The sequence below is a fragment of the Methanohalophilus sp. genome, from assembly GCF_030156785.1.
Classification (GTDB): Archaea; Halobacteriota; Methanosarcinia; order Methanosarcinales; family Methanosarcinaceae; genus Methanohalophilus.
This window is the reverse complement of the sequence record NZ_JASGLW010000001.1, coordinates 100,650-126,250: the sequence shown is the minus strand read 5'-3', so window position 1 is coordinate 126,250 and position 25,601 is coordinate 100,650. Positions and strand designations below refer to the sequence as shown.

28 protein-coding genes and 1 pseudogene are annotated in these 25,601 nt (G+C 41.8%); 12 read left to right on the top strand and 17 right to left on the bottom strand.

All coding sequences use genetic code 11. From position 1 onward, the window contains the following. Nucleotides 1-104: 104 nt before the first annotated feature. Nucleotides 105-287: a hypothetical protein gene (locus PWQ49_RS00635; protein ID WP_300606440.1), complete on the bottom strand. Its 183-nt coding sequence runs from the start codon at nucleotides 285-287 to the stop codon at nucleotides 105-107. On the opposite strand from PWQ49_RS00635, the gene PWQ49_RS00630 reads away from it, so the two are divergent. After that, the gene (locus PWQ49_RS00630) at nucleotides 201-524 is read left to right on the top strand and encodes a GNAT family N-acetyltransferase (RefSeq protein WP_363321783.1); all 324 of its coding nucleotides are present in this window, start codon (nucleotides 201-203) and stop codon (nucleotides 522-524) included. The genes PWQ49_RS00635 and PWQ49_RS00630 overlap by 87 nt on opposite strands. Further along, on the top strand, nucleotides 518-1,087 hold the full coding sequence (locus PWQ49_RS00625) for a DUF531 domain-containing protein (RefSeq protein ID WP_300606437.1): 570 nt from the start codon (nucleotides 518-520) through the stop codon (nucleotides 1,085-1,087). Before PWQ49_RS00630 ends, PWQ49_RS00625 begins: the two co-directional genes overlap by 7 nt. Before the next feature lie 386 nt (nucleotides 1,088-1,473). On the opposite strand, the gene PWQ49_RS00620 is transcribed toward PWQ49_RS00625, so the two are convergent. From PWQ49_RS00620 to PWQ49_RS00600, 5 genes are read right to left on the bottom strand one after another with little or no spacing between them, the layout of a single operon-like run. Continuing rightward, the gene (locus PWQ49_RS00620) at nucleotides 1,474-2,946 is read right to left on the bottom strand and encodes a phenylalanine--tRNA ligase subunit alpha (protein ID WP_300606434.1); all 1,473 of its coding nucleotides are present in this window, start codon (nucleotides 2,944-2,946) and stop codon (nucleotides 1,474-1,476) included. Between the two features lie 11 nt (nucleotides 2,947-2,957). Beyond that, nucleotides 2,958-4,256, bottom strand: a complete 1,299-nt coding sequence (locus PWQ49_RS00615) for a tryptophan--tRNA ligase (protein WP_300606431.1) — start codon at nucleotides 4,254-4,256, stop codon at nucleotides 2,958-2,960. 53 nt (nucleotides 4,257-4,309) lie between these two features. Further along, complete coding sequence (locus PWQ49_RS00610; protein ID WP_300606428.1) at nucleotides 4,310-5,500, bottom strand: radical SAM protein; 1,191 nt, start codon at nucleotides 5,498-5,500, stop codon at nucleotides 4,310-4,312. A 42-nt stretch (nucleotides 5,501-5,542) separates the two neighbouring features. Further along, nucleotides 5,543-6,154, bottom strand: coding sequence for a translation initiation factor IF-2 subunit beta (locus PWQ49_RS00605; protein ID WP_300606425.1), 612 nt, complete (start codon nucleotides 6,152-6,154; stop codon nucleotides 5,543-5,545). An 18-nt stretch (nucleotides 6,155-6,172) separates the two neighbouring features. Beyond that, nucleotides 6,173-6,691, bottom strand: coding sequence for a 50S ribosomal protein L16 (locus tag PWQ49_RS00600; protein ID WP_300606422.1), 519 nt, complete (start codon nucleotides 6,689-6,691; stop codon nucleotides 6,173-6,175). A 203-nt stretch (nucleotides 6,692-6,894) separates the two neighbouring features. Here PWQ49_RS00600 and PWQ49_RS00595 point away from each other — a divergent pair, with 203 nt between their 5' ends. Continuing rightward, on the top strand, nucleotides 6,895-7,428 hold the full coding sequence (locus PWQ49_RS00595; RefSeq protein WP_300606419.1) for a MogA/MoaB family molybdenum cofactor biosynthesis protein: 534 nt from the start codon (nucleotides 6,895-6,897) through the stop codon (nucleotides 7,426-7,428). Nucleotides 7,429-8,098: 670 nt separating this feature from the next. Here PWQ49_RS00595 and PWQ49_RS00590 read toward each other — a convergent pair. The 8 genes and pseudogenes from PWQ49_RS00590 to PWQ49_RS00555 form a co-directional block, all read right to left on the bottom strand. Continuing rightward, nucleotides 8,099-9,034 carry a calcium/sodium antiporter gene (locus PWQ49_RS00590; protein ID WP_300606417.1) on the bottom strand — a complete coding sequence of 312 codons (936 nt, stop codon included), beginning with the start codon at nucleotides 9,032-9,034 and terminating at the stop codon, nucleotides 8,099-8,101. 55 nt (nucleotides 9,035-9,089) lie between these two features. Further along, complete coding sequence (locus PWQ49_RS00585; RefSeq protein WP_300606414.1) at nucleotides 9,090-9,509, bottom strand: response regulator; 420 nt, start codon at nucleotides 9,507-9,509, stop codon at nucleotides 9,090-9,092. Nucleotides 9,510-9,652: 143 nt separating this feature from the next. After that, a complete protein-coding gene (locus PWQ49_RS00580; protein ID WP_300606412.1) occupies nucleotides 9,653-10,081 on the bottom strand; it encodes a class II SORL domain-containing protein in 429 nt (142 codons plus the stop codon). Between the two features lie 61 nt (nucleotides 10,082-10,142). Continuing rightward, on the bottom strand, nucleotides 10,143-10,394 hold the full coding sequence (locus tag PWQ49_RS00575) for an AcrB/AcrD/AcrF family protein (protein WP_300606409.1): 252 nt from the start codon (nucleotides 10,392-10,394) through the stop codon (nucleotides 10,143-10,145). Between the two features lie 12 nt (nucleotides 10,395-10,406). Then, entirely contained in the window at nucleotides 10,407-10,688 is a 282-nt protein-coding gene (locus PWQ49_RS00570) for a monomethylamine transporter (protein WP_300606406.1), read from the bottom strand. Between the two features lie 13 nt (nucleotides 10,689-10,701). Continuing rightward, nucleotides 10,702-12,096, bottom strand: coding sequence for an amino acid permease (locus PWQ49_RS00565; protein WP_300606403.1), 1,395 nt, complete (start codon nucleotides 12,094-12,096; stop codon nucleotides 10,702-10,704). 212 nt (nucleotides 12,097-12,308) lie between these two features. Continuing rightward, nucleotides 12,309-13,685, bottom strand: a pseudogene (locus tag PWQ49_RS00560) (monomethylamine:corrinoid methyltransferase). Between the two features lie 17 nt (nucleotides 13,686-13,702). Further along, the gene (locus PWQ49_RS00555) at nucleotides 13,703-14,350 is read right to left on the bottom strand and encodes a corrinoid protein (RefSeq protein WP_300606400.1); all 648 of its coding nucleotides are present in this window, start codon (nucleotides 14,348-14,350) and stop codon (nucleotides 13,703-13,705) included. A gap of 151 nt (nucleotides 14,351-14,501) precedes the next feature. Between PWQ49_RS00555 and PWQ49_RS00550 the strand changes: the two genes are divergently transcribed. From PWQ49_RS00550 to PWQ49_RS00520, 7 genes are all read left to right on the top strand, one after another. Further along, nucleotides 14,502-14,912 (top strand): helix-turn-helix domain-containing protein, encoded by a 411-nt coding sequence (locus PWQ49_RS00550; protein WP_300606397.1) that lies wholly within the window; start codon nucleotides 14,502-14,504, stop codon nucleotides 14,910-14,912. A 196-nt stretch (nucleotides 14,913-15,108) separates the two neighbouring features. Then, nucleotides 15,109-15,987 (top strand): ARMT1-like domain-containing protein, encoded by an 879-nt coding sequence (locus PWQ49_RS00545; RefSeq protein ID WP_300606394.1) that lies wholly within the window; start codon nucleotides 15,109-15,111, stop codon nucleotides 15,985-15,987. Nucleotides 15,988-15,992: 5 nt separating this feature from the next. Then, a complete protein-coding gene (locus PWQ49_RS00540; RefSeq protein WP_300606391.1) occupies nucleotides 15,993-16,187 on the top strand; it encodes a CooT family nickel-binding protein in 195 nt (64 codons plus the stop codon). Between the two features lie 83 nt (nucleotides 16,188-16,270). Beyond that, nucleotides 16,271-17,278, top strand: a complete 1,008-nt coding sequence (locus PWQ49_RS00535) for a type II glyceraldehyde-3-phosphate dehydrogenase (protein WP_300606387.1) — start codon at nucleotides 16,271-16,273, stop codon at nucleotides 17,276-17,278. 16 nt (nucleotides 17,279-17,294) lie between these two features. Next, on the top strand, nucleotides 17,295-18,104 hold the full coding sequence (locus PWQ49_RS00530) for a bifunctional fructose-bisphosphatase/inositol-phosphate phosphatase (protein ID WP_300606384.1): 810 nt from the start codon (nucleotides 17,295-17,297) through the stop codon (nucleotides 18,102-18,104). Further along, nucleotides 18,101-18,937: an NAD(+)/NADH kinase gene (locus tag PWQ49_RS00525; protein ID WP_300606381.1), complete on the top strand. Its 837-nt coding sequence runs from the start codon at nucleotides 18,101-18,103 to the stop codon at nucleotides 18,935-18,937. The genes PWQ49_RS00530 and PWQ49_RS00525 overlap by 4 nt, the downstream gene beginning before the upstream one ends. A gap of 60 nt (nucleotides 18,938-18,997) precedes the next feature. After that, nucleotides 18,998-20,179 carry a homocitrate synthase family protein gene (locus PWQ49_RS00520; RefSeq protein ID WP_300606378.1) on the top strand — a complete coding sequence of 394 codons (1,182 nt, stop codon included), beginning with the start codon at nucleotides 18,998-19,000 and terminating at the stop codon, nucleotides 20,177-20,179. A 7-nt stretch (nucleotides 20,180-20,186) separates the two neighbouring features. Here PWQ49_RS00520 and PWQ49_RS00515 read toward each other — a convergent pair whose 3' ends face one another. The 3 genes from PWQ49_RS00515 to PWQ49_RS00505 all read right to left on the bottom strand — a co-directional run bounded on the left by PWQ49_RS00515 (nucleotide 20,187) and on the right by PWQ49_RS00505 (nucleotide 22,214). Beyond that, nucleotides 20,187-20,702, bottom strand: coding sequence for a TIGR00288 family NYN domain-containing protein (locus PWQ49_RS00515; RefSeq protein ID WP_300606375.1), 516 nt, complete (start codon nucleotides 20,700-20,702; stop codon nucleotides 20,187-20,189). A gap of 230 nt (nucleotides 20,703-20,932) precedes the next feature. Beyond that, nucleotides 20,933-21,343 (bottom strand): hypothetical protein, encoded by a 411-nt coding sequence (locus PWQ49_RS00510; protein WP_300606373.1) that lies wholly within the window; start codon nucleotides 21,341-21,343, stop codon nucleotides 20,933-20,935. A 4-nt stretch (nucleotides 21,344-21,347) separates the two neighbouring features. Continuing rightward, nucleotides 21,348-22,214: a rhomboid family intramembrane serine protease gene (locus PWQ49_RS00505; protein ID WP_300606370.1), complete on the bottom strand. Its 867-nt coding sequence runs from the start codon at nucleotides 22,212-22,214 to the stop codon at nucleotides 21,348-21,350. A gap of 442 nt (nucleotides 22,215-22,656) precedes the next feature. Here PWQ49_RS00505 and cdhA point away from each other — a divergent pair, with 442 nt between their 5' ends. Together cdhA and cdhB are read left to right on the top strand one after the other, a co-directional pair. Continuing rightward, a complete protein-coding gene (gene cdhA, locus PWQ49_RS00500) occupies nucleotides 22,657-25,065 on the top strand; it encodes a CO dehydrogenase/acetyl-CoA synthase complex subunit alpha (RefSeq protein WP_300606367.1) in 2,409 nt (802 codons plus the stop codon). After that, nucleotides 25,065-25,577, top strand: a complete 513-nt coding sequence (gene cdhB / locus PWQ49_RS00495; protein ID WP_300606364.1) for a CO dehydrogenase/acetyl-CoA synthase complex subunit epsilon — start codon at nucleotides 25,065-25,067, stop codon at nucleotides 25,575-25,577. The genes cdhA and cdhB overlap by 1 nt, the downstream gene beginning before the upstream one ends. Nucleotides 25,578-25,601: the final 24 nt, after the last annotated feature.

The following is a 25,601-nucleotide window of genomic DNA, read 5'->3' as shown; positions in this document are numbered from 1 at the left end:
ATTATTATACTGCCCATTCATGAGATTCTATGTAAATGTGTGCAAAGATCAAATCACCTACATACAGCAGCTTGTCTTCAGATGCCTGCTTTTTATAGAATATATCAATCAGGAATGCAAACAAGGCAGATAACAAAAAAGTTGATGCTCTTCTTTCCACTTATTTCCTTGATAGGGATGATGTCGATATTTCCAATTTCATTGTTGCGGAAATTAATGGAAAGATAATCGGTGCACTTTCTTATCTGGAAGAACCATTCAACGAAATCCATTCCATAGCTGTTCATGCTTCATACCGGGGAAAAGGAGTCGGAAAATCCCTTTTAATGCATGCATTAAACCGATTTAATGGTATTGTATACGTAAGGACAACTGCTCCGGGTTTTTTTCTGAAGGAGGGATTTAAGAAAGCTGAAAACATTGGAAAAGAGGATTTATGGGAAGATTGTGCCAATTGCAACCTACTCGATTCATGCAGGCAACATTTCCTTTACTTCAAAACCACGGAGAATAATGAATGCTGACGCTTGGTATTGTCAACACTTATGATAAGATAAAGATTCTGGACGCCCACTATCGTGCCGTCGCAAGGGCTGCCCCCATCTGCAAAGCTTATGGTTTCAGCCTTGCACTTTTTGATTTTCCGTTCAAGATGAAGAAGGATGAACTGGTGGAATATGTAGTGGAAAAAACAACAATTGGAGAATCCGGATATTATCTTCAGCAGCTCAATGAAAAAGGGCATTTTTTCGTGCATGAACTCCCTAAAAAAGGTTTCCCGTCCCATTTCGGCAAGCTTGTGGCAACTACTTCAAGACCTGAACCTTCATTCAAAATAACTCCATTTGAAATGGCAGATGAGATCCTGATGTGCAAATCGTTCCTTTTCCTTGTGGGACTTGGACGCAAAGGCCTTCCCAGAAACCTGATAAAACGTGCCTCTCTGCATCTTGATATTACCAATGAAGGAATTTCCTGCGAAACATGTACGGCAATTAGTGCAATTCCAGCCCATCTGATGGGCATCGTTTATGCAAAGCAGAGTTCTCAAAACACTTTTAACAGATGTGAAAGAGATTGTTTTTGATGAACGATTAACAGGCTGGCCCTTGCTTTCAATTTTGAATACAGTTTTTGTGCATAGAAGGCCATGACCTATACTGAGGGTTTCCAGGTAAACAGATACAATTATTGTTTCTATCAATTCCGTAGCTTTCGTTGCGGTTGCAGCAAAGATAATTGGATTCGACCAATCGGTTTGCTCCCAGAATGGGTTTGAATACAGAACCAGAAGTTACATGAAATCCTGTTGAGGATGTGGCAATAAAATTCACACAGCCTCCAAGGATGTTCTTTGTTTGTTACCTCTTGGATGAATGCAAGTTTATCCTCTGCTAATGCTTCCGTGAGATATTCCCTATGGGGCAGTCTACATCAAACAGTCCATGCTTGCTAAATTGCTATCAATTGAGATTAAAACTTGCAGATAGGACTTGTGCGAAGCCATTCAATATCAGACTGGTAAAGATCCCGAAGGTCTTTTAGACCTATTTTAAGCATAGCAACTCTGCTTACACCAAGACCCCAGGCAAGAACCGGATAATCAATTCCCAGAGGCTCTGTAACTTCCTTCCTGAATATGCCCGCACCACCGAGTTCGATCCATCCAAGACCCTCTACGTATACTTCAGGTTCCACACTGGGTTCGGTGTATGGGAAATACCCAGGTCTAAAACGGACATTCTCAAATCCCATGCGGCGGTAGAATTCTTTAAGACAGCCCAGAAGATTTGCAAATGACATGTTCCTATCCATTACAATTCCTTCAAGCTGCTCGAATTCAGGAGTATGTGTAGGATCAATTGTTTCCCTGCGGTATGCCCTGTCAATACAGAATGCTTTCACTGGAGGTTCTGTGTGCTCTGAAAGATATTTGATTGTGATGGCGGTAGTATGTGTACGCAGGACATTACGCTCTGCAATTTCCTGCTTCCATTTGCCTCCCCACCCAATGGAATCAATATCCCCACCGCTCTCGTGCATGGAACACACTGCTTTAACATACTCTTCCGGAAGTTCGGACGTCGTGTCAAGGTGGAACGTATCCTGCATTTCCCTTGCCGGATGATCCTGTGGCTGGAAAAGAGCATCAAAGTTCCAGAATGAACTCTGGATAATATCACCTTTGATTTCAGTGAATCCCATTTCCAGAAAAATCTGTCTCATCTCGTCAATCAGACGTCTGTAAGGATGTACCTTGGCGGGATAAATCTTTCTCGGAGGTTTCTCGATGTTATAAGGGCGGAATGACTTGCGTATCCATTCTCCACTTTTCAGCATCTGGCTAGTAAGTTGGGTAATGTCTTCCTCAAGACTTATGCCCTCTGTGGCAAGAGCCTGACCCTCTTCTGTGATATAGATTGTACGCTCCTTTGTTTCGGTTTTTTCGATAAGTTTTCGTTTGAGCAAATCATCGATTGTTTTCTTAGAAACACCTATATCTTCCGCCGAAAACTCGCCTTCCCCTGCATTTTTCAGTAATGTCTCATCCTCGCCTTCAGGAACATCGACATTTGGTACAATCTTCCCCTGCTCGATGGTTGCCCATCCCTTTTTCTTGAGCCATCCAGTCGCAATTCCCACCAAACGAGGAGAAAGTTTCTGCTGCAATTCTTGGATCTGGGTGGGCCCGTCGATAGCGTTTAGCACCTGCCTTTCAGGCAGTCCTTCAGAAGCATATATTTTACCTTCATCTGTTAAACTAAAGCTTTCTGTGACATCATCTTTTAATCCGGCAAGCCCCTTTTCCTCAAGTAGAAACGCTGCCTGTGTTGCATTTTCCACTTTCAGTGATACTTTTTCTGCCAGAACTTCAGGGTTTGTTTCCTTGAGCTCTGCAAGTGCAAGTAAAACCTTCTTTTCATTGAGTGTGAGATTAGTATTCATGGATATTACCTTCAGAGTCCATATTCGTCAAGTTTGTCCCGCGCCTGTTCCCTGAGTTCCTGATGTTCCTTGAGGAAATCAGCCATAAGCTCGGCAGCATATACCTTACACTGTCCACACATACGCCTACCTTCAACGCATTCGGAATGGATTTCCTCCAGTTCCCTGTCGTCATCAATAAGATGGAACATGAATAATTCGTAAATTGAGCATTTAGTGGTTTCGCCGCCAAGCTTTTTCTGCTCTTCCAAAGTCATGCGTCCACCGGTTTTTGCACGCTTGACTTTCTTGGCAGCTGCCTTTGGGTCTTCGGTAAGAGAGATCACGCTGTCTGGTATGCTGCTGGACATTTTACCTCCCTGCAATCCAGACATGAATCTGTGGTAAGTGGACGCTGGCGGAAGAAATGCATATCCTCCAAGATCAAGCTCAGTCTGTCTGGCAATTTCCCTAAGTTTTAGTTTGTCATCAACTCCAAAAACATCAACATGTCCCTCGAATACTTTTGTTTTCCATGGCATCCTCTTTGCCACTTCCTCAAGTGCTCCTTCAGGTGCAGCCTTGCTACGGATACTCATGTATGAGTTTCCTTTCTGATCTTCCCGTTTCTCGATACGGAACATGTTCATGCTATTTGCAAGATCCCGTGTGAGACGGATATGTGGATCCTGATCCGAACCCACTGGAATTACTGTGGGCTTAGGTCCGCTGAATTCCGCAAGTTGTGGTTGTAATATATCGGCACTTTGTGTCAGAGCACTAACCATATGTGCCACATTTGTTTGACCGTTGAATCCGTAAATTGCACTGAGTTCGGAAAAGTTTGCCTTGACTCCAAGTTCAAAGGCAAGATCTTTAACATTATCTGATTCAGACTGGAAATAAATGTGCCCTTTCGGCTCAAAACCAAGTGCTATCAGACTTATTATATATTGTTCAACACCGATTTCCCGACATTTTTCCCATGAAAACCCTCTTACGGCATGAGCTTCCATGTCAGCAATGCCTACAAAGGCACATCCTCCCATATTCTGGTGCCAGATAATTTCCTCCATAACCATCTTGTGACCTAAGTGAACCATACCGGAAGGCATGAATCCACTCATTACCGAAAATGGTTTGCCTTCTGTCATTGCTTCTACCACTCTGTCATACCCGCGGTGACCAAAAATTATCTTGCGGCGCATGTAGTGGTTTGGTTCAGGTATACTGCTGTAAATATCGTCAAACGGGAGAATTCCGAATTCATCAAACAGTTTTGAATAATCATCGATGTTTGATGAACCCCATGGATCAAGTTTTGAATTCATAGGTAGCCTCTTGTTCCTTATTCATTGCTTCCCTGCCCGTTATGGCAATCCTGTTATTTTATCATATCGAATGGATAAGGAAGCGGTGCATCATCAGGTATTTTTGCTGCGAGATCAAGATAATATGGGTGCTGCATCACACAAAACCCTGTTCCCTGTCTGGGGTGTGTAAGCACTTTCATATCCTTCCAGATATCCCTTACTGATCTGTCCCTTACATTACCGAAACTAAATGGAATATACGGGCAGGGTTTGACATCCCCATCTACACAAACATGCATCCAACGTTCTCCCGCCATGCAACCAAGCATTTCACCTTCGAAATAACTGTTTGCAAAAATGCGCGGCCCATCCGGATCTGCATTGATTTGATGGTACATTTCAAGAATACTTTCCCTCTGAGCTTCACTTATCACCGGATCACCTTTCTTCTTGGGGATTGCCTCCCATATTGAAAATTCGTGAACCCCAATTTCCTTTGCAAGTTTGTAAAGTCCGGGAAGTTCGTGGAAACTGGAAGGTGACGTGTGCGTACACATTGTGACTAGCAATCCTGCATCAAGGCACATCTTCATAGCATCGATTGCCATCCGGTGTGCACCTTCAAGTTTGCGGATAGAATCGTGTTTTGCAGGATCAGTAGAGTAAATACTGATCAGAATATTGTGGAGACCGGACTCCTTGAGCTTATGTGCAACTTCCGGAGTCATTTCGGTTCCAGGAGTATACATATTTACAACTGCTCTTTCTGGATTAACATGTTTAATGAGTTCAAAAATATCTTTTCTGAGGAGCGGGTCCCCCTCTGTAAAGACGATCACGACTGCACCCATTTCGATTACTTCATCAATTGCTTGTTTGAGGGCAGGAGTAGCCAGCTCTCCTTCTCCATTGCTCATAAAACAATGATCGCATTTGCAGCCGCATTTTCGCGTTATTTCAAAGGAAACCGTTTCAGGTATTCGTTTTCCAAGTGCTATCTGTACTTCTGCGGAAACAAGTCTTTTGAATGGACCGCTTGGTATTGGAGGCAACCATGTGGAAGCAATTACACAATCTTCCTTTACAAGAGCAGGCTTTTCTTCTTTTAAGCGATCGTTGATACGTTTTAAAAAAGGTTTGCAGACAGCACTGAGCTTCCCTTCTGCCTGAAGTTGGGAGAAACTGCCGGTACTGTCCAGCTCTATGGAAAGGCCCGGGAGCAAAACTACAGGAATTGCCTTCCCGCTATCCGTATTTTCCATATATTTCATCCTGTACCGAGATTTGATAATCCCCTGGTATTATCATTGTACGATTTCGGAAAAAGCAATGTTTCCACTGATCTTTTTGATGCGAATCTTTACCACATCACCCTTTACAGCACGGGGTACAAATATAGTGAATTTTGCCAGCTTGGCAATCCCATCACCCTTGGAACCAACTGCCTCGATTTTAACTTCATACTCCTTCCCCTCTTCAAGAGCGGCTACAGGAGCTGCAGCAGTGGCTTTCCTCTTCTTAAAAGGCCTGTGGGCACCGCATGCCGCACATTTCATCATCATGACGCGGTCAATCTTCACGAGTTGTGTATCAGGGCGGTTACACTCTGAACAAATCACATACTCGTCAGCATAGGCATTAATATTGGATTTAATTACATTTGAAGGGAATTTGCCCTGGAAGATTGCTCTTGTTCCTTCTATTTTACCAGCAGTACCCATTTCACGGGTGAGGTATTTCATGATGTGTTCAGGGTCCCTGTTAAGTACACTAGCTATCTGACCGAAGTTATCAAGGACCGTGGTTTTCCCTTCTATGAATACTTTTGGATCAGGGATTACAAACCTCACATCAGTCGTTTCTATGTCAGGCAAGTTTTTGATTGCCCTGTCAAGGAGGGCTTCATAATCTTCCATTTAAATTCCTTCGTGCATTTACTGTACAAGTTCAGCGCCCTGATCAACAACAATCCTTACAGGTGTCGGGAGCTTCTGTCCTGCCCTGCGGAGCGCATCCTTTGCTTCTTTGAAGTGGTTCTTATTAACTGAAACTGTGAAGATTTTCTGACCTACAGATACTCTTGCAGCGGTTCCAACAGCCTTTCCGAATGCGCCTCTCATTCCACTTGAAACACGGTCTGCACCTGCACCTGTTGCCTGCTTGTTCTCCCTGAGTACTTCGTGTGGATATACTCGGAGTTTTAAGTGGTAACCCATACGACCTGCCACTGATATCATGTATCTGTTAGATGTAATACGTGCAGCTTCAAGTGCCGTGTGCCTGATCTGGCATTTTTCTTCAACTAAAAGTGATACCTTAATTGGAAACTCGGCTGTCTTGTTACCCATGTCATAGTGAATGATATGACTTCCAGGAACACCACCCATGTATTTCCTGCGTGTGTATGAGCGCTGCTTAATGTTCCTGTACATGCTTGCTGGTTTTCTTACCATAGTTAATATAGGCCTCCTTGGATAATTGGTATAACAGACTTCTTTGAAAGGGTCTGCTACCTTATTATGATTTTAATATTTTAATTTGGTGGTTTGCTACCTTTAGAGCTTCGTTATTACGTAGGGGTTTATAAGCCTTATTGATGCATGGCATGTACCTATGACAAATGACTTTAATATTTTCAATACAATTATTTGTATCCATGACTTCAGTTGTCGAAGAACACAAAAAAGGAACTGAAAACGCCTACCGATTTGCACTAATCACGATTTCTACTTCTCGCTACCAGAAATACGGATCAGTTTCATCTCCTGCAGATGCTGAAGATTTTTCCGGAGAAAAAATGATTGAATGTGTCGAAAAAGAAGGAAACGATGTGGTAGGTTATTCTCTTGTACCAGATGATATGGATTTAATCCAGAATGCTGTGAAGAAATATCTTGACTCTGCAGATGTGATTGTAACAAGCGGAGGAACCGGACTTGCTTCATCTGATGTAACAATAGAAGCCCTCGCACCTCTTTTCAAGAAGTCGCTGCCGGGATTTGGAGAATTATTCCGATATAAGAGCATTGATCAAATCGGTTCCGCTGTAATTCTTACAAGAGCTGCTGCCGGGATATTAGAAGGAACTGTAATATTCTGCCTTCCAGGATCACCAAAAGCAGTGGAACTTGCAATGGATGAGATAATTCTCCCTGAAGCAGGACACATCATGCGTCATCTTCCTGATTGAACAGGATGGATACCGCATTAAACCATGGACCTGTTTCATTATCCTTATTATCTTTTTTTCCAGCAGAACATGAAACATTTAATATCCAAGCAAATCCTTGAAAAGTACATTGAACCTTTAATATCTGCTTGCGAATCTTCTCCCCATCTTCAACCAGATGTAAAGAATCGTTTAATAATGTCTCTGTTTATCTTTATAGTTTCCTTATATTCATTGTAAGCTATCCCTGCCCTTTTTTAGTTTTAATGAAAATATTGTCCACATAAACTATTTTTAAGTGATAGCTTACCTTTCTAGAATCTCTAAGAACTTTTGTAATTCTATTCAACACTCCTCAAACTACAATTAGGAGAAATAGTATTTATATTTTTGAAACAGTTATTGCATAAAATTCAAAAGTACTAGTTACACTTCTCCAATACGAATTTCTAAAAATGGGGTGGTATGAGCGGGTTGGGGAGTGGGGGTACTAAAAAAGGTTTTTTAACCCGCTCATTTCCTTAGATGAGAGGAATTTATTGTATATACATGTTTTGTTTCATTTTTATGGATCTCCTCAAAATTAAGTGGTAATTTTAGTAGTTACATTGTTAATTAAAAATAGGAAGAGGTAATTCATGCATTTAAGAATTTATAAATATAGAACAATGTTAATAGCAAAGCCCAATTTTTAATTGTAGAGGAACAATAAGCCAAACACATAAGCAAGATAAAAACCTAGGATGAGAAAACCTTCCCATCGATCAAAACGGTGTTTTGTTAATCCGAAAGCAACAATTGCAGCCATAATTACCAGCATTACCGGAAAATCATATTGCAAAGATTGACTGCCAATCGGGAGATCGGTAAGCTGGGATGAGAAACCCAGTATCATTACAATATCCATTGTATTTGCACCAAAAATATTACCAATTGTTAATTCCTGATGGTTTTTCATTGTTGCAGAAATTGCAGTAATGAGTTCCGGTAGGGATGTCCCAAATGCCACAAGAGTTAATGCAATAATCATTTCCGGGATACCAAGCCAATAAGCAATTTCCGTACCTGAATAAATAAGGATACGACTTCCAACCACGACTGAAATTGCACCTCCAAGGAAATACACTACATCTTTTCTTATGCTTCCACAATCTTCACACTGAACAGACTGAATAAAAATTGACGATTGGGATCTGTAATTAAAATACAAGAAAATGGCAAAGTAAAGAAGCATAATCAGACCATCAATCCATGAAATATTCCCATCCAAAGAAGTTATCAACAGAATGATACCTGAAACAAGCATGAAAGCCCCTCTCTGCAAAAAAGAAGCATCCGTAACTTCAATCGCTTTCAGGGAAATAACTGCACCCAATATCAATCCAATATTACAGATTGCAGAACCTACAGCATTTCCGACTGTCATATCAGTTTGTCCCAAATACGCAGCGTAGGCAGAAACCGTGAATTCAGGAGATGTTGTCGCAAAGCTAACAATTGTTGCACCAATAACTACCTTCGGTATTCCACTTTTCGTAGAAATCTCAACTGCTGATTCCACAAACCAATCCGCACCTTTTGTGATAAGAACAAAACTCAAAATGAAAAGAATGGGGATATAGATCATCGGAATCGGTTTCTTTAAAGGTAGGATTGAATATAAAGATTATGATGTGGACTTCTCAAAGCCGTATAGAATATTTTCTTCTTATATTTGGCTTTATCATCCTGGAATAAAGAGCATTTTCGATAGCATCCTTTAGTTCAATATCCATGAAGGGCTTTTCGATAAAAGCGGCAGGAGAAACAGCAAGTGCTCTTTCCCGGGTTTCTGCGCTACTGTCTCCCGTAAGAAAAATTAATGGTATATCATAATTTTTCTTAATTAAAGCAGCTGTTTCCACCCCATCAATTTCCCCTTTGAGTATTATGTCCATAAGTATTACATCAGGATTCTGTTTTCTTACAACCTTTAGTGCACTCAACCCGTTAGAAACCATACTACAAACATAACCCATACTTTCAAGTTTTAACTTGATCCCCATGGCCACTATCATCTCATCTTCAACAATAACTATACGTGGATGTTCCGATATATGCACTCCCCCATTTGTTATTTCAAGCTAAAATCAATAAGTAATTTGTGAAAAAATGAAAGCAATACCGATCCCCATAAATCGGTATTGTATGGTATTTAATTTGTCTTTGAAGAACAGATAATGCTTAAAAATTTACTTCTGTTCTTTCACTCTTTCACTTCTACTTTCTTGCTACTGCCCCATAGACCATGAACATTGCAGCTTACAACTGCCCGAAGATGTGTAAAAGCCGATTTAAGATCCTCAGCACAAACATTTACACCATGAATATTACAAACTTCATATTCAGTTGCTTCAATAATGTCCTTTTCCGGCATAACTGAAAATACTGCTTCTGCCATTTTTTCCGATGGACCAAGATCAAACCTTCCGATTTTGCGGTCAGCCAACCATAGCTCAATCCATTCTATGTAATGATCTGTTTCCATCACATGAGGCGAAATGCCAACAGTTACTTTTACTTCGTAGGACTCGCCTGCAGTCATAACATCCGGCGAAGTAATAACCGGCACGTGCCTCTCTTCGACGTCCGTTCGTTCCTCATCAATTTCTATCCAATTGATATCATCTGACATATTAATCACCTGCTCGAATAAATGGAAAATACCTTGAAACTTCAAGGCATACTTCCAGATTTTAGAATTTATAATTCTTTACCGAGTGATACAGGATCACAATGAAGAAGACAATAATTATGGCCAGCAGACTGAAATATGCCGACGGGTCCCATACAAATTGCATGCCTCCTTTTTCACCCCATCCCACAAGAACGGTACCTTGCAGGAGAACCGGCGTAACCACACATACTCCTGCTACTATGAATATGAACAGGATATCGAAGATCTGCATGAAGAGACTGCGCTCTCCATTTTTACTAGTAACTCCCATCTTAATCCTCCTTTAATCATAGTACTCAAATGAGTACATGTGCTCTTTGATCGAACCATACACCCTCAAGCATCCTGCTGTCTCAATACCAATTAGCAGCACAAAGAAGAGTATGTAAACTGGGAGTAGCTTTGCAGCTTCCGGTACCTCCGCCAACACCGTGGAGAGTATGTTGTAGGTGATGAAACTCTCTGAGAAGTACAGGATAGCAAGCAACAGTATAACAACACCTGCATCAGCTTTCAGCTTACTCGCATATCTTACGGGATCAATATTTGTATTGTTTTCTTCCATCGAGTACACCTCCTTATTCAACTCCCACAGGATCTGGCCATCCCATGTCCTCACCCCAGTCATGATGGACTTCAAGTGAACGATATCTCCACGTGAAGTAGAAATATGCTATCACATAGAACACCAGTCCGAAGACAAGGTTGTAGTTATATCCCCAATTCAGAGTGGACATGATGACTATCGCAAGCAGAATTGTAAACCATGCAAGGTAAGGTTGCAATGGTCCCGCAAATGGACGTACAGCCCTTTCTGCACCCTTGGCTTTCAAGTGGCTTTCTGGGAACATCTTCCTGAAGCGTATCAGTGAGAATGGGATCAGAACATAACAAACCAATCCTGATGTAATTGAGAATGTAATAACCTGATCAAGGTAACCACTGAATGCAAAGGCGATTGCGATTGGCATTGTGAAGATTACAGCTCTGTACGGAGTGTTGTATCTCGGGTGAATCGCAGAGAACCAGGGAGTCAGGAAGTGATCCCTTGACAGAGCGTACCATGACCGTGAAGAGTCACAAACCGTACCGTTCGCACTTGCAAGACAGGTAAAGAGTGTACCTACTGCAAGCAATGCTATCAGTATTCCTACACCACTGTTACTTGCTGCTTCAAAGAGCGGATATGCTGATACACCAAGAACGTTATCTGGTACCAGACCTGAACAGACATACAGGGTCATACCTGCTGCAAGTAGAAGGGTAATCATACCGGCCTGCTGACCCAGTGGGATAGCCCTTGTGGGGTGTTTACATTCTTCCGCACACATTGCAGCTCCTTCGATCCCGAGATAAAACCACGGACCAAACTGCAACGCCGCAAAAATACCCACAAAGCCGTTAGGCATTGCACCAGATATCAGGTATTCAGGATGCCATTGCCCACCGAATCCAGCTATATTCGTAAAGAAGAAGACAATAATTGCAATCAGTGCTGTGAAAGTTAGTGCAAAGTTAAGGTTTAGCGCCGCCACTACTCCTCTATAGTTCATGAACGTTAAGAAAGCTATAACAATCAATGTCATGGGGAATACTGCTATATTCGCCGACGGGAATATCGCCTGGATTACCGATGCCACCACAATTGCATCTGCAGCTTCAAGAGCTATATATTCCATATATACTCCCAGACCTACAAGTGCGGCTGCGCCCGGACCTACAAATAACCTGGCCCAGTCATAAGGTCCTCCGGCCAATTTTGTAGATGATCCCAGTTCACTGGCACAGAGAGAAACCATGACATACATAGTACCTGCTACTAGCAAAGCAAAAAGCGAACCTAGAACACCACCTTTAGCAACAGTAAAGTTCCAACCCATGTACTCGCCCACAAGCACGATACCGACACCCAGAGCCCAAACATGGTACGGACGTAATGTTTTAACTAGATCTGGAGATTCTTGACCTTCCATTTATTGTCCCCCCCATTATTTCTTTGAGACCCTTGCGGCATCAAGTAACATATAGCCTATTATGGCAAAGCTTACGAGATAAAGTACACCATTAACAATTGTCCAAGTGTCCAATTTGATGCCTCCAATTTTGATACATAATTTTTTTATATTCTATTCTCATTAAAAAAAAAGAAAAGCAGGCATATTTGCCGGCTTTTCTTAATTTAAATTTAGAATGAAAGACCGAGGTCTTCGAGTTTCTTCTTTGCACCGTCGTAAACCTTGACATATTCGTCAGTCGGTGTAACGGTTGCAACATCATAGCATTCCTGGAACGTCTTGCCTGCAGGTGCATTTGCATAGTTATTCTCATAGCTTGCTACGAGTTTGTCTAGAATCTCGTTAACTGTTTCGATCTCAACACCTGCGGTTGCGCGGGCTGCTTCACCCATCATACGTGCTTCCATACCGGTTGTCTTGTCAGTGATGACACCCTTTGCAGATGCAACACCGGACAGGATTTCGCGACCGGATGCGGTGTCTGTGATGGACTGGGCAGCTGCTTCAAGCAAGCACATCTCGGTACATGGACCGGCACATGGGTAATACTGGTTACCAGAAAGCAGGTCAGTGAATTCACTGATGGTGGCACATGTCCAGCCGGCAATCATGAGTGTCTCACGGGTGTTGGTGGATCCCCATCTGATGTGGACAGGACCGTCAAGGTGCCAGCTGGCACTGCTCATGACCATGGAGTTAATGTGGGTTGCCACGTCAACAATGGTGGTTTCCTCGACACCACCGGCGTATCCGCCGAAGATTGGCATCTGTTCGTCCATGATTATGTCACTGTTGGATTTGTAGTGAGCAATGACGGCAATTGCATCCAGATCGATCTTGAGTTCGTTAAGCTGTGAAACTTCGTGACTGTCATTGCAACCCATACCGCCGACACAATCGGCAGAAATGTTACCCTGAGCTGACAGGGAAGTCTCTGGACCCTAAACTCCCATACCCGGACGACCTGCCATGGAGCATGCGTCCTTGATCAGACGTGTCTCGGTCTTGGCAGCGAGTACTTCATATGGACTGCCGGGGATTGGTGGTTTGCCACGAACTGACGTCATAACACCGTTCACAATGGTGTCAACTTCTTTCTCCAGAGCATAGCTCATGTGAACAGGAACAAAGACATCTTCGGAAATAGGGGAACCTGTTGGACCACCCTGTACGATTGGTTTGGCTTTGTCTCCAACAGACCTCTTTCTGCAGTAGACAGCATCCCTGCCAGTACCAAGCTGGAATTCCTTGTGTGGGTTGTTGATTGCATCCCAGATTTCGTCTTCTGTGTATTTGACGATTCTATGAGTGTCGGTACACCATACACCACACTCAAGAAGCATCTCAAAACCTGCCTTGAAAAGTCTCTCCATCTGATCCTTGTCAGTTGGAATGAACTCTTTACCAAAGTCAAGGTTGTATTTCTGCTTGAGTTCCATTGCCTTCATTGGAATGGTCATCAGATCCCAGTCATCCTGACTGCATTTCTCACCGGTCTGGGCACGGTCATAAAAATCATAGCAAGTAACTGATTTTGTGAATGTCAATTTAATCGCCTCCCCTTTTATTCTTTCATCAGTTCAAGTGCAACTGTTGCTGCTTCTGCTGCATTTTCTGCAGTTGCATCTGCACCAATTTCTTCAATCCATTTATCGGTAACAGGTGCGCCACCGAACATGATCTTGACCGAATCACGGAGACCTTCTTCCTTAATGAGACGGACAACGTCTTTCTGACCGAGCATGGAGGTAGTCATAAGAGCTGAACCAGCAATCATCAATTTCTCACCCTTATGCTTTGCAACTTCCTCAACGACCTTTTCGTTAGGTACATCAACACCGAGATCAATTACTTCAAAACCGTTTGCTGCAAGAAGGGTTGCGACAAGCCTGTGACCAATATCGTGAATGTCACCTTCCTGGACGAATTTGATGACAGTGCCAACCCTCTCACCTGCTTCTTCTGCGAGAAGTGGCTCAAGAATTTCCATTGCACTTTTCATTGCTTTTGCAGACATCATAATCTGTGGAAGGTAAAGCTCTGCAGCTTCAAATTTATCACCAACAATCTTCATGCCAGCAGAAAGTGCATTAACTACATCAAGTGCACTGATACCTGCGTCGAGAGCTTCCTTAACTGCTGCTGTACAGCCAGCAACATCCTGGGTTACGATAGTTTCCTTAAGTTTATCGAAAATTTCCTGATTTCCCATTTCATCACCTATATTTTAGATGTAACAAAGCAAACCGACCCTTGAAAAATGTAGGGTGGTAAGCTGTTAAGAAAAGGTATCGAGTTATCTTATATAAAGATTTTCTGCAGAGAACCAAATGTTTTATACATATAAAACACAATCATCAGGCATGGTAAAAAAAGAAGTATATCCAATCCAAGAAAAGGTGAGTTTAAAAGAACTTAATAAACGAATCAAATACATCGAGACACTTATCAAAATACTGGATCGACTTTATTTTGTCAGGTACAGGTACATGGGGGATTCAGTCGAGGAAGCAGCAAGAAAGGTTGGAGTTACAAAACGCACGGGATACATCTGGCAAAGACGCTGGAACCGAGATGGTTACCCTGGATTATTGCCACGGTATAAAGGTGGTAGACCACCCAAATTAAACCTTGAGCAAAAGGCCGAACTTAAGCAATACCTTGTGCAGAATAAGAAATTAACAACGCAACAGATTAAAGAATATATTGAAGAAGAGTTTGGTGTTGACTATTCATTAAAACAAGTAAGACTTATAATCAAAATGCTTGGTTAAAAGTATAATCAAATAAGTACACAAGTGTGTAAGAAAATATACACAGCATATACATGTATAAATTCTTTAATCTGGCAGAGTAACAACAAACCGAAAATAATTCTATTCTTTTTTAAACTCGATTAATCGAAATTTTAAAATACTGTAGTTTATAGTTAACCAATAATTTCAGAAAACAAAAGCGGAAAACAAATTTATGAAAATGGATCCACGTTGTATCTACTGTTTACTCTCACGGGTACATTATGAATCAAAGCTCTCAACACAAGATGAGCAACTTATTCACAAAACTCTTATTTCATGCATGGATGTCATCAAAGAACAATATGTACCTGGTGTTGCTGCAGGTCATGTATCAACAGCCGTTCACAGAAAAGCTTACGAAATTCTCAATGATCCTGACCCTTACTACGATTTAAAGCAAGTCAGCAACCATGCAGCTTTGGGAGTATATCCTCTTGCAAAGGCACTTATTTATAAAGGAAATCCCGATTCAAAAGAGATTTTTAGAAGAGCTGTTCTTGCAGCAGTTATCGGGAATTTCTTTGACTTTGGTGTCATGGGACTGGAAGTTGGAGAAAACAATTTTGAAGCAATATTCACAAGCACTTTTGAAAAAGGACTTGACGTCGATGATACTGACAGAATGTTCGACCTAACCTCCAATACTGTATATGTAGCGGACAACTGCGGTGAGATAATTCTTGATACCCTCGTATTCGACATCATCCGAGAACATGGAGGAAAAGTAACCCTTGTTATTCGTGGTGAACCAATGCTAACTGACGTTACAATGGAAGATGTTAAGGCACTTGAAATAGAAGAACATGTAGATAAAATAATAACAACAGGATGTAATGCTGTGGGAGTATCCTTTGAGGAGGCACCTGATGAACTACTTGAAGCATTTGACAATGCCAGCCTTATTATTAGTAAAGGAATGGCAAATTACGAAACCCTCTCTGAAAAGAAACTTCGTCCAATTGCATACCTGCTGAGAACAAAATGTGATGCTGTAGCAAATGATATGAGATTGGAAAAAGATTGCTCCGTTGCGAAGCTTTTCATGAAGTGATACACATGTGCGAACTAAAAGCTATCTTCAAAACCGAGGATAACAAAAGTCGTGACATAATGGAATCTGTTATGAAAGTAATAGTAAACGATTCCCTTATCGAAATGACCGGTATCTTTGGTGAAAAGGAAATAATTGAAGGCAAAATACGTGAAATAGACTTCTCAAAAGGAATACTCGTAATTGTTGCAAACGACTAAATAGTGCCTTTCAGTATACATGATCGGGGTATTTTGTTAATATTAACTAAGTGGAACTTCATTTAAATTAGGACGGTACTAAAATGGCAAAAATCAAAGTTGCTATAAATGGATATGGAACCATTGGGAAGCGTGTTGCGGACGCAGTAATGCTTCAGAAAGACATGGAAATAATCGGCGTCTCAAAGACAAGACCAAACTTTGAAACACAAATGGCTGTTGAAAAAGGCTTTGATGTCTATACCCCTGCTGAGAAGATCAGTGGTATGGAAAAAGCCGGAATTGAAGTTGCAGGCAACATTGAGGACATGGCTGCAAATGCTGATGTTGTCGTGGATTGTACTCCCGGAGGATTAGGAAAAAGCAACAAAGCGATTTACGAGAAAGCTGGCACCAAAGCTATCTGGCAGGGCGGAGAAGATCACGATCTTGCAGGATGCTCATTTAATGCCGCCAGTAATTATACCGAGGCTTTGGGAAGGGATTTTGTCAGAGTCGTTTCATGCAATACCACAGGCCTTTGCAGGGTATTAACCCCACTGGACAAGGAATTCGGAGTAAAGAAAGCAAGAGTTACTCTCATGCGCAGGGCCGCTGATCCAAATGACGTCAAGAAAGGACCCATTAATGCAATCGTACCAAATCCCATAAGGCTGCCTTCCCACCATGGCCCAGACGTAAAGACAGTAATCCCACACATGGATATTGCAACAACTGCTGTTAAGTTACCAACTACCCTTATGCACCTGCATACCCTGAACATCGAACTTGAAAAAGACTCCAACGTAGAGGATGTTAAAGATATCTTCGAGCAACAATCAAGAGTTCGTTTTGTGGGGCAAGGTATAACCTCCACTGCAGAAATCATGGAGCTTGCAAAAGATCTCGGAAGACCACGCGGGGACATGTGGGAAAATTGTGTATGGGATGAATCCATCACAATGTACGAAGGAGAATTATACTTTTTCCAGGCAATACATCAGGAATCCGACGTAATACCTGAAAACATAGATGCAATTCGTGCGATCACAGAGCTGGAAAACGATCCACTGAAATCCATTGCAATGACAAACAAAAATATGGGCATCTAATGCCCATTCTTTTTTCATGGACGACAAAACAGATTATTTTAGTATTTGTGAGGAAGCTTCTGAAAAAGCTATAGAGGCAATCACCCCACTTGTAGGAACACCAAATGCCTACAAAGAAGTATATGCCGGAGCAGATGGAACTCCTACGCGATTAATCGATGATGTTGCCGAAAAGGCGATCTTGGAAGTATTTGAGAATACCGGAATCCCCATGAGAATACTCAGCGAAGAAATCGGGGAAATCGTATTGGGAAAAGATCCGAAAATAACCATCGCATTGGATCCGCTTGATGGAACCTATAATGCTTCAATGGGAATCCCTTTCTACAGCATCTCCATAGCAATTGGAAGCCTTGATCTTTCAAAAATTGATTTTGGGTATGTAAAGAATCTTGCAAATAATGATACCTACTATGCCATGGCAGAAAAAGGTGCATACTTAAATGGAAGAAGAATTCACACATCTAAGATCAAAAACTTGAAGCAAGCCTGTGCAAGTCTTTATGGATATCAGAAAAATGTCGAGCAGACACTGGGACTTGCCAGGAAAATCCGGCGCGTACGTCTTCTGGGAAGTGTCGCACTTGAACTTTGCTACGTAGCATCCGGAAAAATGGATGCAATTGTAGATGTAAGAAACTCGTTAAGACTTATCGATGTTGCTGCAGGCAAACTTATTCTTGAAGAAGCAGGTGGTACCATAACTAATGGTACAGGAAAACCATTATCGCTTGAATGTAATATTATCAATCGGCTCTCAATGGTGGCGTCAAATGGATATGTACATAAAGCTATATTAGAGAGTATTGGGGGAAAATATCAATGAAAGTTAGGAAAATCGGTATCGTCTCACGATATGATAAAGCCGATGCCAGAGAAATGGTTAAGACACTAGTAGATCACTTTAAGGATAAAATTAGCATTGCAGTTACCCCAAACTCAGCTTCTTATTGCAAAATTACTGACGCCGAAATAATTCCTGTTGAAAAAATGAGAGAAGAAGGTGTTGATCTAATTGTATCAATAGGTGGAGACGGTACTGTTTTGCGCACTATTTCAAAAATGGAAGATCCTCTGCCTTTGCTTGGCATCCACATGGGAACTCTTGGGTTCCTTGTGGATACAGCTGCAGAAGATGCCATTCCCACAATTGAAAAAATACTGGATGGTTTTGAATACGAGGAAAGAAAGCGCCTCAAAGTCATGTTAAATAGGAAAGAATTACCATCTGCTACAAACGAGGTTGTCCTGACCACTGCAAGACCTGCAAAAATAATAACTTTCAGGATAACCGTCGACCACTGCATTATCGAAGAAATAAGAGCTGACGGAGTGGTTATTGCCACACCAACTGGTTCAACTGCTTATGCCATGAGTGCAGGCGGCCCACTAATTGACCCCCGCGTGAATGCAACACTTATTGTTCCATTGGCACCTTTTAGGCTCTCTGCAAGACCTTGGGTAGTGCCATCCGACAGGAGTATACAGGTTGAGATCATTGTTCCCGAAAAGGAAGCGGCCATTGTCATTGACGGGCAGCACAACTTCACCATGAAAATGAATGATGTTATTACTCTTACAGAAGCACCAAACCCTGCACGATTTGTATCAACGGGTATCACTGGCTTTTACCAAAAAGTAGAATCAAAGCTTCGATAATACCAAATACATACTTATTTAAATGAGAGCTTAAGTTACGTTCTGACAGAGCGAATTACTATGCATTCAGATGAAATGTACTCCCGAAACAAACTCATGGATTACCTGGGCATTGGACATATTGACATTGAGATTTGTGATGTCACCCTCAGAGATGGTGAGCAGACTCCGGGAGTGGCTTTTACAAAAGAAGAAAAAATGGACCTTGCTTCTGAACTTGACAGTATCGGAATTGAGGTTATTGAAGCCGGATTTCCGGTTGTTTCAAGCTCTGAAAAAGAAATTGTCAAAACCATAAGCAACATGGGACTTGATGCTAACATTTGCTGCCTTTCAAGATCAATAGTCACAGATGTGGACGCTGCCCTTGAGTGTGATGTAGACATTGTTAGTATTTTCATTGCCATGTCTGATCTTCATCTAAGATATAAGTACCATAAGAGTTGCCATGACATTGTTACATGTGCAATGAACACCATTGAATACGCAAAAGATCATGGCTTAAAGGTCAGGTTTGCAGCAGAAGATGCAACACGCACAGATGTAAACCTTCTCCAGAAAGTGTTCCATGAAGCTGAAAAGTACAATGTAGAATATGTAAGCATTGCAGATACAATTGGAATCCTTAACCCCAGTACCACTCACTATCTTGTGAGCAAAATCAAAGAAAAGGTGAAAACCGATGTGTGTATACATTGCCATGACGATCTTGGGCTTGCCACTGCAAACACATTGGCAGCAGCTGAAGCGGGTGCAAAGCAACTCCATACCACAGTAAACGGAATTGGCGAAAGAGCAGGAAATGCAGCCCTTGAAGAAGTGCTTGTTGCACTGAGAGTCCAGTATGGATTGGAAAAATATGACATATCTAATCTCAACCGGCTTTCAAGAAAAGTTGAAAATTATACAGGTCTTAAGACACCGGTTAACAAAGCAGTCGTCGGAAAGAATGCATTTACCCATGAATCCGGCATCCATGTTATGGCAATTCTTGAAGAACCCCGTACATATGAATTATTCAGTCCGGAGATGGTTGGAGGAGAACGAAACCTGATTGTCGGTAAACATACCGGTATGAAAGCCCTCAAAGGAATTATCAAGGACATGGGATACAGTCTAGAGCATGACCAACTCTGTACCCTTATTGGCAGGATTAAGAATTGTACAGATCTCAAGAAGGGAATCTCAAGATCTCGGCTTAAAGAGATGATTCTTGAACTAGAAGGACATGAAAGCCAGTAAAATTCCTTCATTTTTCATCTGTTTTGTCTTCACCAATTTCTTCCAAAGCTTCATTCAGCATTATGACATAATCAGAGGAATTTTTCAGTGCCGTAGAGAATCCGGGCTGTACTCCAAAAATTATAGTCTCTTTGCCATGTTCATTGGCCTTATTTAATAGTGGTTTAAAATCAGCATCCCTTGTTACAAGGGCAATAGTGTCAATGTTGTTATTGTAGACGAGTTCCATGCCTTCTACAGCAAGTCTTACATCAACATCACTTGAACATATTATGGGTTCAAATCCATTGTTTTCAACCGCTTCAACCAGTTTGTTTGAAGCATACTGATTGAGGAAAACACGTCCAATTTTGACATTCCCATATTCTTTAAGAACATCTCGGATCACCTCGAGATTTACGTCAAATTCCTTACGGAGAACGTTTGGACCATCAACCAAAAGCCCAATGCTTCGCCGTCCCCCTTCTTTTTTAGTACTCAAATACTTCACAATAGAATTAATACCGGTTTTCACATTCGCCATGGTGCCTCACGATAAATTAAGTATACTCAAATAACACTTATAATCCCACTAATAACAAACTTAATACCATGAGATGGGACAATTTAGTTTTTAGATGTTATCTTATATTATTCTATTGTAAGATATTAAAGATGACAAAACTAAAGTTATTTTCTAAAGATTATTTTTCAACAGATTTCAGATTAAAAAAGTATTCCTGCCGCTAATCCCTTTAATTTTGGAAATAATTGTCAGAGCTTTTCGGCAAGCAAACATTCCCTTACATTACCATTCCCGTTTCCAGCTGTATTCAGACGGAAAGAATTGATGTATTTCCTGCCTTTTTTCTTTCTTGAATAAAGTATTTCACCCCCATAAAGCAAAAATTCATTAAGGATGTCCTCAAAGTGCATCCTTTCATCGTTAGTAAGTTCTATGATAGACACCCCATTTCGATACCAGTTGAAAACCTTAAGCAGGAATATTTCTCTGACTCTTTTGAGACCCTGTGTGTTTTTAAGATCATCCGCGTATACAGTTTGTTTTAATTTGGGAGACCAGCCAGCGATTTTTTTTTCAAGATCGATAAAGCTGATAGGAATTTCTTCGCCTTCCTGTGGCCTTGGTCTGTAAGAGGAAAGGCGCCGAAGCTCACTCTTCATAAGGTCAACTCCGATAACTGCTACGCATTTTCTTCATATTTTTTAGTCGTAAACCCATATAAATTCCGACAGCAATCCCGCTTAAGTGAGCCGTATGGGCTACCATATCATTTGTGCCTATCAAAGCAAAATCAAGAATTGCAAACAACATTAAAGCATGCTTGATGCGCATGGGGAAGAAGAAAACATAGACAGGCAGGTCGGGAGCAAGGATCGTAAGAGTGGCAAAAACTCCCATGATGGCACCACTGGCACCTACAAGTGGCAGAGAAGTGCTTGAAGTAATGGAAAAACCAATTGCTGCAACTATCCCGGAAATAAAATAAACATAAAGGAACCTATTGTTCCCTATTCTCCTTTCCAGTTCCCTTCCAAAGAAAAAGAGAACCATCATATTAAAGAAAAGATGGGAGAAACTCGCATGCAAGAACATATGAGTAATGATAGTCCATGGCATGGATAACATATCATTCGGGTAAAGCTGGAACAAACCGTAAAACAGACCTAAAAATCCCGGAAACAATAGAGATATGAAGCGTGGAATGAAGAATGCCGCAACACATATAATTAAGATCGCCATCGAAGGGCTGCTGTAAAAGGAACGATGAGTTCTATATGCAAACTCGGTTGCTGCTCCTTTTGCCGCATTTCTGAAAAATACCTTGAAAATATCATCACTGCCAACTTGGTTGTATACCCTTCTGGTTCCTGCCTGATGTCCAAAGCGTGATGAATAATCAATACCCGGACAAGCATGCTGCTGTGGCAATCGGTGTTCTACACAAAAAGTATGCCCACAATAAGGACAATTTGTCATAAAATAGTCCTCTTTACCACAGATCCAGCAACCGCTTTCCAAGCTATCCTCCATTAAGGAAATCCGACTCCATGCTTATAATGGTATCGGAGATGGACATTTCTCAGTATGAATATTTCCCACTATTAACTTCTTCTTGCATAAGAAAATAAAACCTCGATACTCATTATCTATAGATAACGGGACATAATACAATAGTGAAATAGCCATCAATCCATAAATAATAATGAAAAACACCCTATTACTTGCCTTCTTTGCATTTATAGGATTAATTCCTTTATTTAGATCCTGATCCAAAATGTAAACAGTGAAAACAACGCAAATAATTCTACAATTATAATCATGACAAATATCCAAACACTTATATAGAGAATTCCCGTATTTGGTTCGACAGTCTTCTATACTGTAAATACCGTTAAGTTTATTCAATTTGTAACACCCGTTTGCGGTTACAGCATTGTGATGCGCAGGGGTCATTCAGGAGGATAATATTAAGATGAGTGAACTGAAATCAGGCACTTTCTCAATTGAGGAACTGGAAAACGTCCAGATCACCATCGGTAGCATAGTGGGTGCTATCGAAAAAGCAGCAGAAGAAGAAGGAGATGTGGGACCAACTGCAAAACCCGGCATTTCCGATCTGAGGGACTGGGACTATAAACTCCTCGAGAAATACAACCCGGTTTATACTCCCATGTGTGATCAGTGTTGTTACTGTACTTTCGGTACCTGTGATCTTACAGGAAACAAGGAAGGTGCCTGTGGGATCAATATGGAAGGACACAACGCAAGGGAATTCATGCTTCGTGTCATTACAGGAGCAGCTGCACACTCCGGTCACGGCAGACACCTGCTGCATCACCTGATTGATCTCTACGGGAAAGATTATCCGCTGAAAGTGGGACCATCAAACATCATCGCACCCAACGTCCAGCTTGTCACCGGCAAGAAACCGGAAACCCTCGGAGACCTTGATGATGCACTGGATTATGTAGAAGAACAGCTTGTCCAGCTTCTAGCAACCGTCCACATGGGGCAGGAAGGAGAAGCAATTGACTTTGAATCCAAGGCACTGCACGGCGGAATGCTCGACCATGTGGGAATGGAAGTATCGGATATTGCCCAGATTTCCTGCCTTGACATGCCAAAAGCCAAGGAAAATACTTCACTGGCAGAAATTGGAATGGGAACAATAGATCCCGAAAAACCCGTCCTGCTGGTAATTGGTCATAACGTAGCCGGAGTTACCAACATTATCGATTATATGGAAGAGCACAATCTTTCAGATAAGATCGAGCTATGTGGTCTCTGCTGTACCGCCCTTGATATGACAAGGTATAGGACTGAAGGTGGAGACGTACCAAAAGCCAAGGTAGTCGGAACCCTTGCAAAAGAACTGAAAATGATCAGGTCCGGTGTACCTGATGTTATTGTTGTGGATGAGCAGTGTGTACGTGCCGATGTACTCAGGGAAGCAAGAAAACTCATGATGCCGGTAATCACTACCAACGACAAAATCATGTATGGTCTTCCAAACCGCTCGAACGATGATGTGGAAGATATTATCAATGATCTCAAGGAAGGCAAGCAGGATGGTGCACTGATTCTTGATTTTGAAAAGCTCGGGGAAGTCGCACCAAGACTTGCACAGGAAATGTCAAAGATACGCAAGGAAAAAGGTGTTACAGCACTTCCAACCGATGAGGAATTCAAGGAACTTACTTCCAGATGTGTTCACTGTCTTGCATGTGAGCTTGATTGTCCGACAAACTTGCCCATCAGTGATTCAATGACATCCGCTGCAGAAGGTAACCTTTCACCATTTGAAGAACTGCACGATAAATGCATCGGCTGTGGCAGATGTGAACAGGCATGCCCGAAGGACATCCCAATCCTTAATGTAATTGAGAAGGCGGCACAGAAAGTTATCCGTGAAGAAAAGGGCAAAGTACGTGTCGGAAGAGGGCAGATCAGTGACCCTGAAATCCGTGAAGAAGGTGTAAATCTTGTCATGGGTACAACACCGGGTATTGTCGCACTTGTAGGATGCTCCAATCACCCTGAAGGTACAAAGGATCTTTACCGCATAGGCGATGAGATGCTTAAAAGGAACTACATTGTTATCGTTTCAGGTTGTACTGCAATGGATATAGGCATGTACAAAAACGAAGATGGTGAAACCTTATACGAGAGGTATCCCGCAAGGTTCCTCAAAGGAAATCTTATCAACGTCGGTTCATGTGTCTCCAACTCGCACATTACCGGTGCTGCAATTAAAGTTGCAGCCATTTTTGCACAGCGCAATGTCGCTGGAAACTACGAGGAGATTGCAGATTACATCCTCAACCGTGTAGGTGCTGTCGGTGTGGCATGGGGAGCATATTCCCAGAAAGCCGCTTCAATCGGTACCGGATGCAACCGTCTTGGAATACCTGTCATTGTAGGACCCCACGGTTCAAAATACCGCAGGGCACTGATAGGTAAACCCTATGATGAGGAAAAATGGAAGGTGTACGATGCAAGGGATGGTTCCGAAATTAGCACTCCTGCTGCACCTGAATATCTTCTGACATCTGCTGAAACTGTTGAAGAACTTATGCCAATGCTTGCCAAGAGCTGCATCCGTCCAAGTGATAACAACATGGGAAGGATGATCAAACTGACTCACTACATCGAGCTCAGTGAGAAATACCTTGGAATCATGCCTGACGACTGGTATAAGTTTGTAAGAACTGAAACAGATCTTCCACTAGCACGGCGTGAGGAGCTTCTTAAGATCCTCGAAAAAGAACATGGATGGGAAATTGACTGGAACAAGAAGAAGATTCTTTCCGGACCAACTACAAAGTCGGATGTTTCGGCCCAGCCAACCAACATCAAAAGACTCTGTAAGGAGGCATGCTAATGGCAGACGTTACCAAGAACTTGAAAGTATACACTACATACGGTCCGAAGAACGCAAAGCCTGCCCAACCTGCTATCGTTGCAAAAATGATCACCAAGGCAAAGAGACCTTTGCTTGTTGTTGGAGCGGAAATCTTAAAGGATGAAAAGCTTGAAAAAGCAATTGCGATTGCACAGAAAGGCATTCCTGTGGCTGCCACGGGACATACCATGAAAGGCTTAAAGGATGCAGAAGGTGTCGATGCAAAGTACATCAATATCCATTTCCTCGGCAGTTATCTTTGTGATGCGAACTGGCAGGGGCTTGACGGGAAAGGACCCTATGATCTTATATTGTTCCTCGGACACAAGAAGTACTACATTAATCAGGTACTTTCAGGATTGAAAAACTTTTCAAACCTCAAGACCATTGCAATAGAGAGACATTTCATCCAGAATGCATCAATGTCTTTCGGAAATATTAAACCAGAAACGCACCTTGAAGCATTAGATGAACTTATCGCAGAGCTTTGATCATTTTATAGAGAGGATTTAAGA

Bases quoted from the DNA above. Each gene is read 5' to 3' on its own strand.
- PWQ49_RS00635 (WP_300606440.1), bottom strand. From the start codon at position 287: ATGAACAGCTATGGAATGGATTTCGTTGAATGGTTCTTCCAGATAAGA.
- PWQ49_RS00625 (WP_300606437.1), top strand. From the start codon at position 518: ATGCTGACGCTTGGTATTGTCAACACTTATGATAAGATAAAGATTCTG.
- PWQ49_RS00620 (WP_300606434.1), bottom strand. From the start codon at position 2,946: ATGAATACTAATCTCACACTCAATGAAAAGAAGGTTTTACTTGCACTT.
- PWQ49_RS00615 (WP_300606431.1), bottom strand. From the start codon at position 4,256: ATGAATTCAAAACTTGATCCATGGGGTTCATCAAACATCGATGATTAT.
- PWQ49_RS00610 (WP_300606428.1), bottom strand. From the start codon at position 5,500: ATGGAAAATACGGATAGCGGGAAGGCAATTCCTGTAGTTTTGCTCCCG.
- PWQ49_RS00605 (WP_300606425.1), bottom strand. From the start codon at position 6,154: ATGGAAGATTATGAAGCCCTCCTTGACAGGGCAATCAAAAACTTGCCT.
- PWQ49_RS00600 (WP_300606422.1), bottom strand. From the start codon at position 6,691: ATGGTAAGAAAACCAGCAAGCATGTACAGGAACATTAAGCAGCGCTCA.
- PWQ49_RS00595 (WP_300606419.1), top strand. From the start codon at position 6,895: ATGACTTCAGTTGTCGAAGAACACAAAAAAGGAACTGAAAACGCCTAC.
- PWQ49_RS00590 (WP_300606417.1), bottom strand. From the start codon at position 9,034: ATGATCTATATCCCCATTCTTTTCATTTTGAGTTTTGTTCTTATCACA.
- PWQ49_RS00580 (WP_300606412.1), bottom strand. From the start codon at position 10,081: ATGTCAGATGATATCAATTGGATAGAAATTGATGAGGAACGAACGGAC.
- PWQ49_RS00575 (WP_300606409.1), bottom strand. From the start codon at position 10,394: ATGGGAGTTACTAGTAAAAATGGAGAGCGCAGTCTCTTCATGCAGATC.
- PWQ49_RS00570 (WP_300606406.1), bottom strand. From the start codon at position 10,688: ATGGAAGAAAACAATACAAATATTGATCCCGTAAGATATGCGAGTAAG.
- PWQ49_RS00565 (WP_300606403.1), bottom strand. From the start codon at position 12,096: ATGGAAGGTCAAGAATCTCCAGATCTAGTTAAAACATTACGTCCGTAC.
- PWQ49_RS00555 (WP_300606400.1), bottom strand. From the start codon at position 14,350: ATGGGAAATCAGGAAATTTTCGATAAACTTAAGGAAACTATCGTAACC.
- PWQ49_RS00550 (WP_300606397.1), top strand. From the start codon at position 14,502: ATGGTAAAAAAAGAAGTATATCCAATCCAAGAAAAGGTGAGTTTAAAA.
- PWQ49_RS00545 (WP_300606394.1), top strand. From the start codon at position 15,109: ATGAAAATGGATCCACGTTGTATCTACTGTTTACTCTCACGGGTACAT.
- PWQ49_RS00540 (WP_300606391.1), top strand. From the start codon at position 15,993: ATGTGCGAACTAAAAGCTATCTTCAAAACCGAGGATAACAAAAGTCGT.
- PWQ49_RS00535 (WP_300606387.1), top strand. From the start codon at position 16,271: ATGGCAAAAATCAAAGTTGCTATAAATGGATATGGAACCATTGGGAAG.
- PWQ49_RS00530 (WP_300606384.1), top strand. From the start codon at position 17,295: ATGGACGACAAAACAGATTATTTTAGTATTTGTGAGGAAGCTTCTGAA.
- PWQ49_RS00525 (WP_300606381.1), top strand. From the start codon at position 18,101: ATGAAAGTTAGGAAAATCGGTATCGTCTCACGATATGATAAAGCCGAT.
- PWQ49_RS00520 (WP_300606378.1), top strand. From the start codon at position 18,998: ATGCATTCAGATGAAATGTACTCCCGAAACAAACTCATGGATTACCTG.
- PWQ49_RS00515 (WP_300606375.1), bottom strand. From the start codon at position 20,702: ATGGCGAATGTGAAAACCGGTATTAATTCTATTGTGAAGTATTTGAGT.
- PWQ49_RS00510 (WP_300606373.1), bottom strand. From the start codon at position 21,343: ATGAAGAGTGAGCTTCGGCGCCTTTCCTCTTACAGACCAAGGCCACAG.
- PWQ49_RS00505 (WP_300606370.1), bottom strand. From the start codon at position 22,214: ATGGAGGATAGCTTGGAAAGCGGTTGCTGGATCTGTGGTAAAGAGGAC.
- cdhA (WP_300606367.1), top strand. From the start codon at position 22,657: ATGAGTGAACTGAAATCAGGCACTTTCTCAATTGAGGAACTGGAAAAC.
- cdhB (WP_300606364.1), top strand. From the start codon at position 25,065: ATGGCAGACGTTACCAAGAACTTGAAAGTATACACTACATACGGTCCG.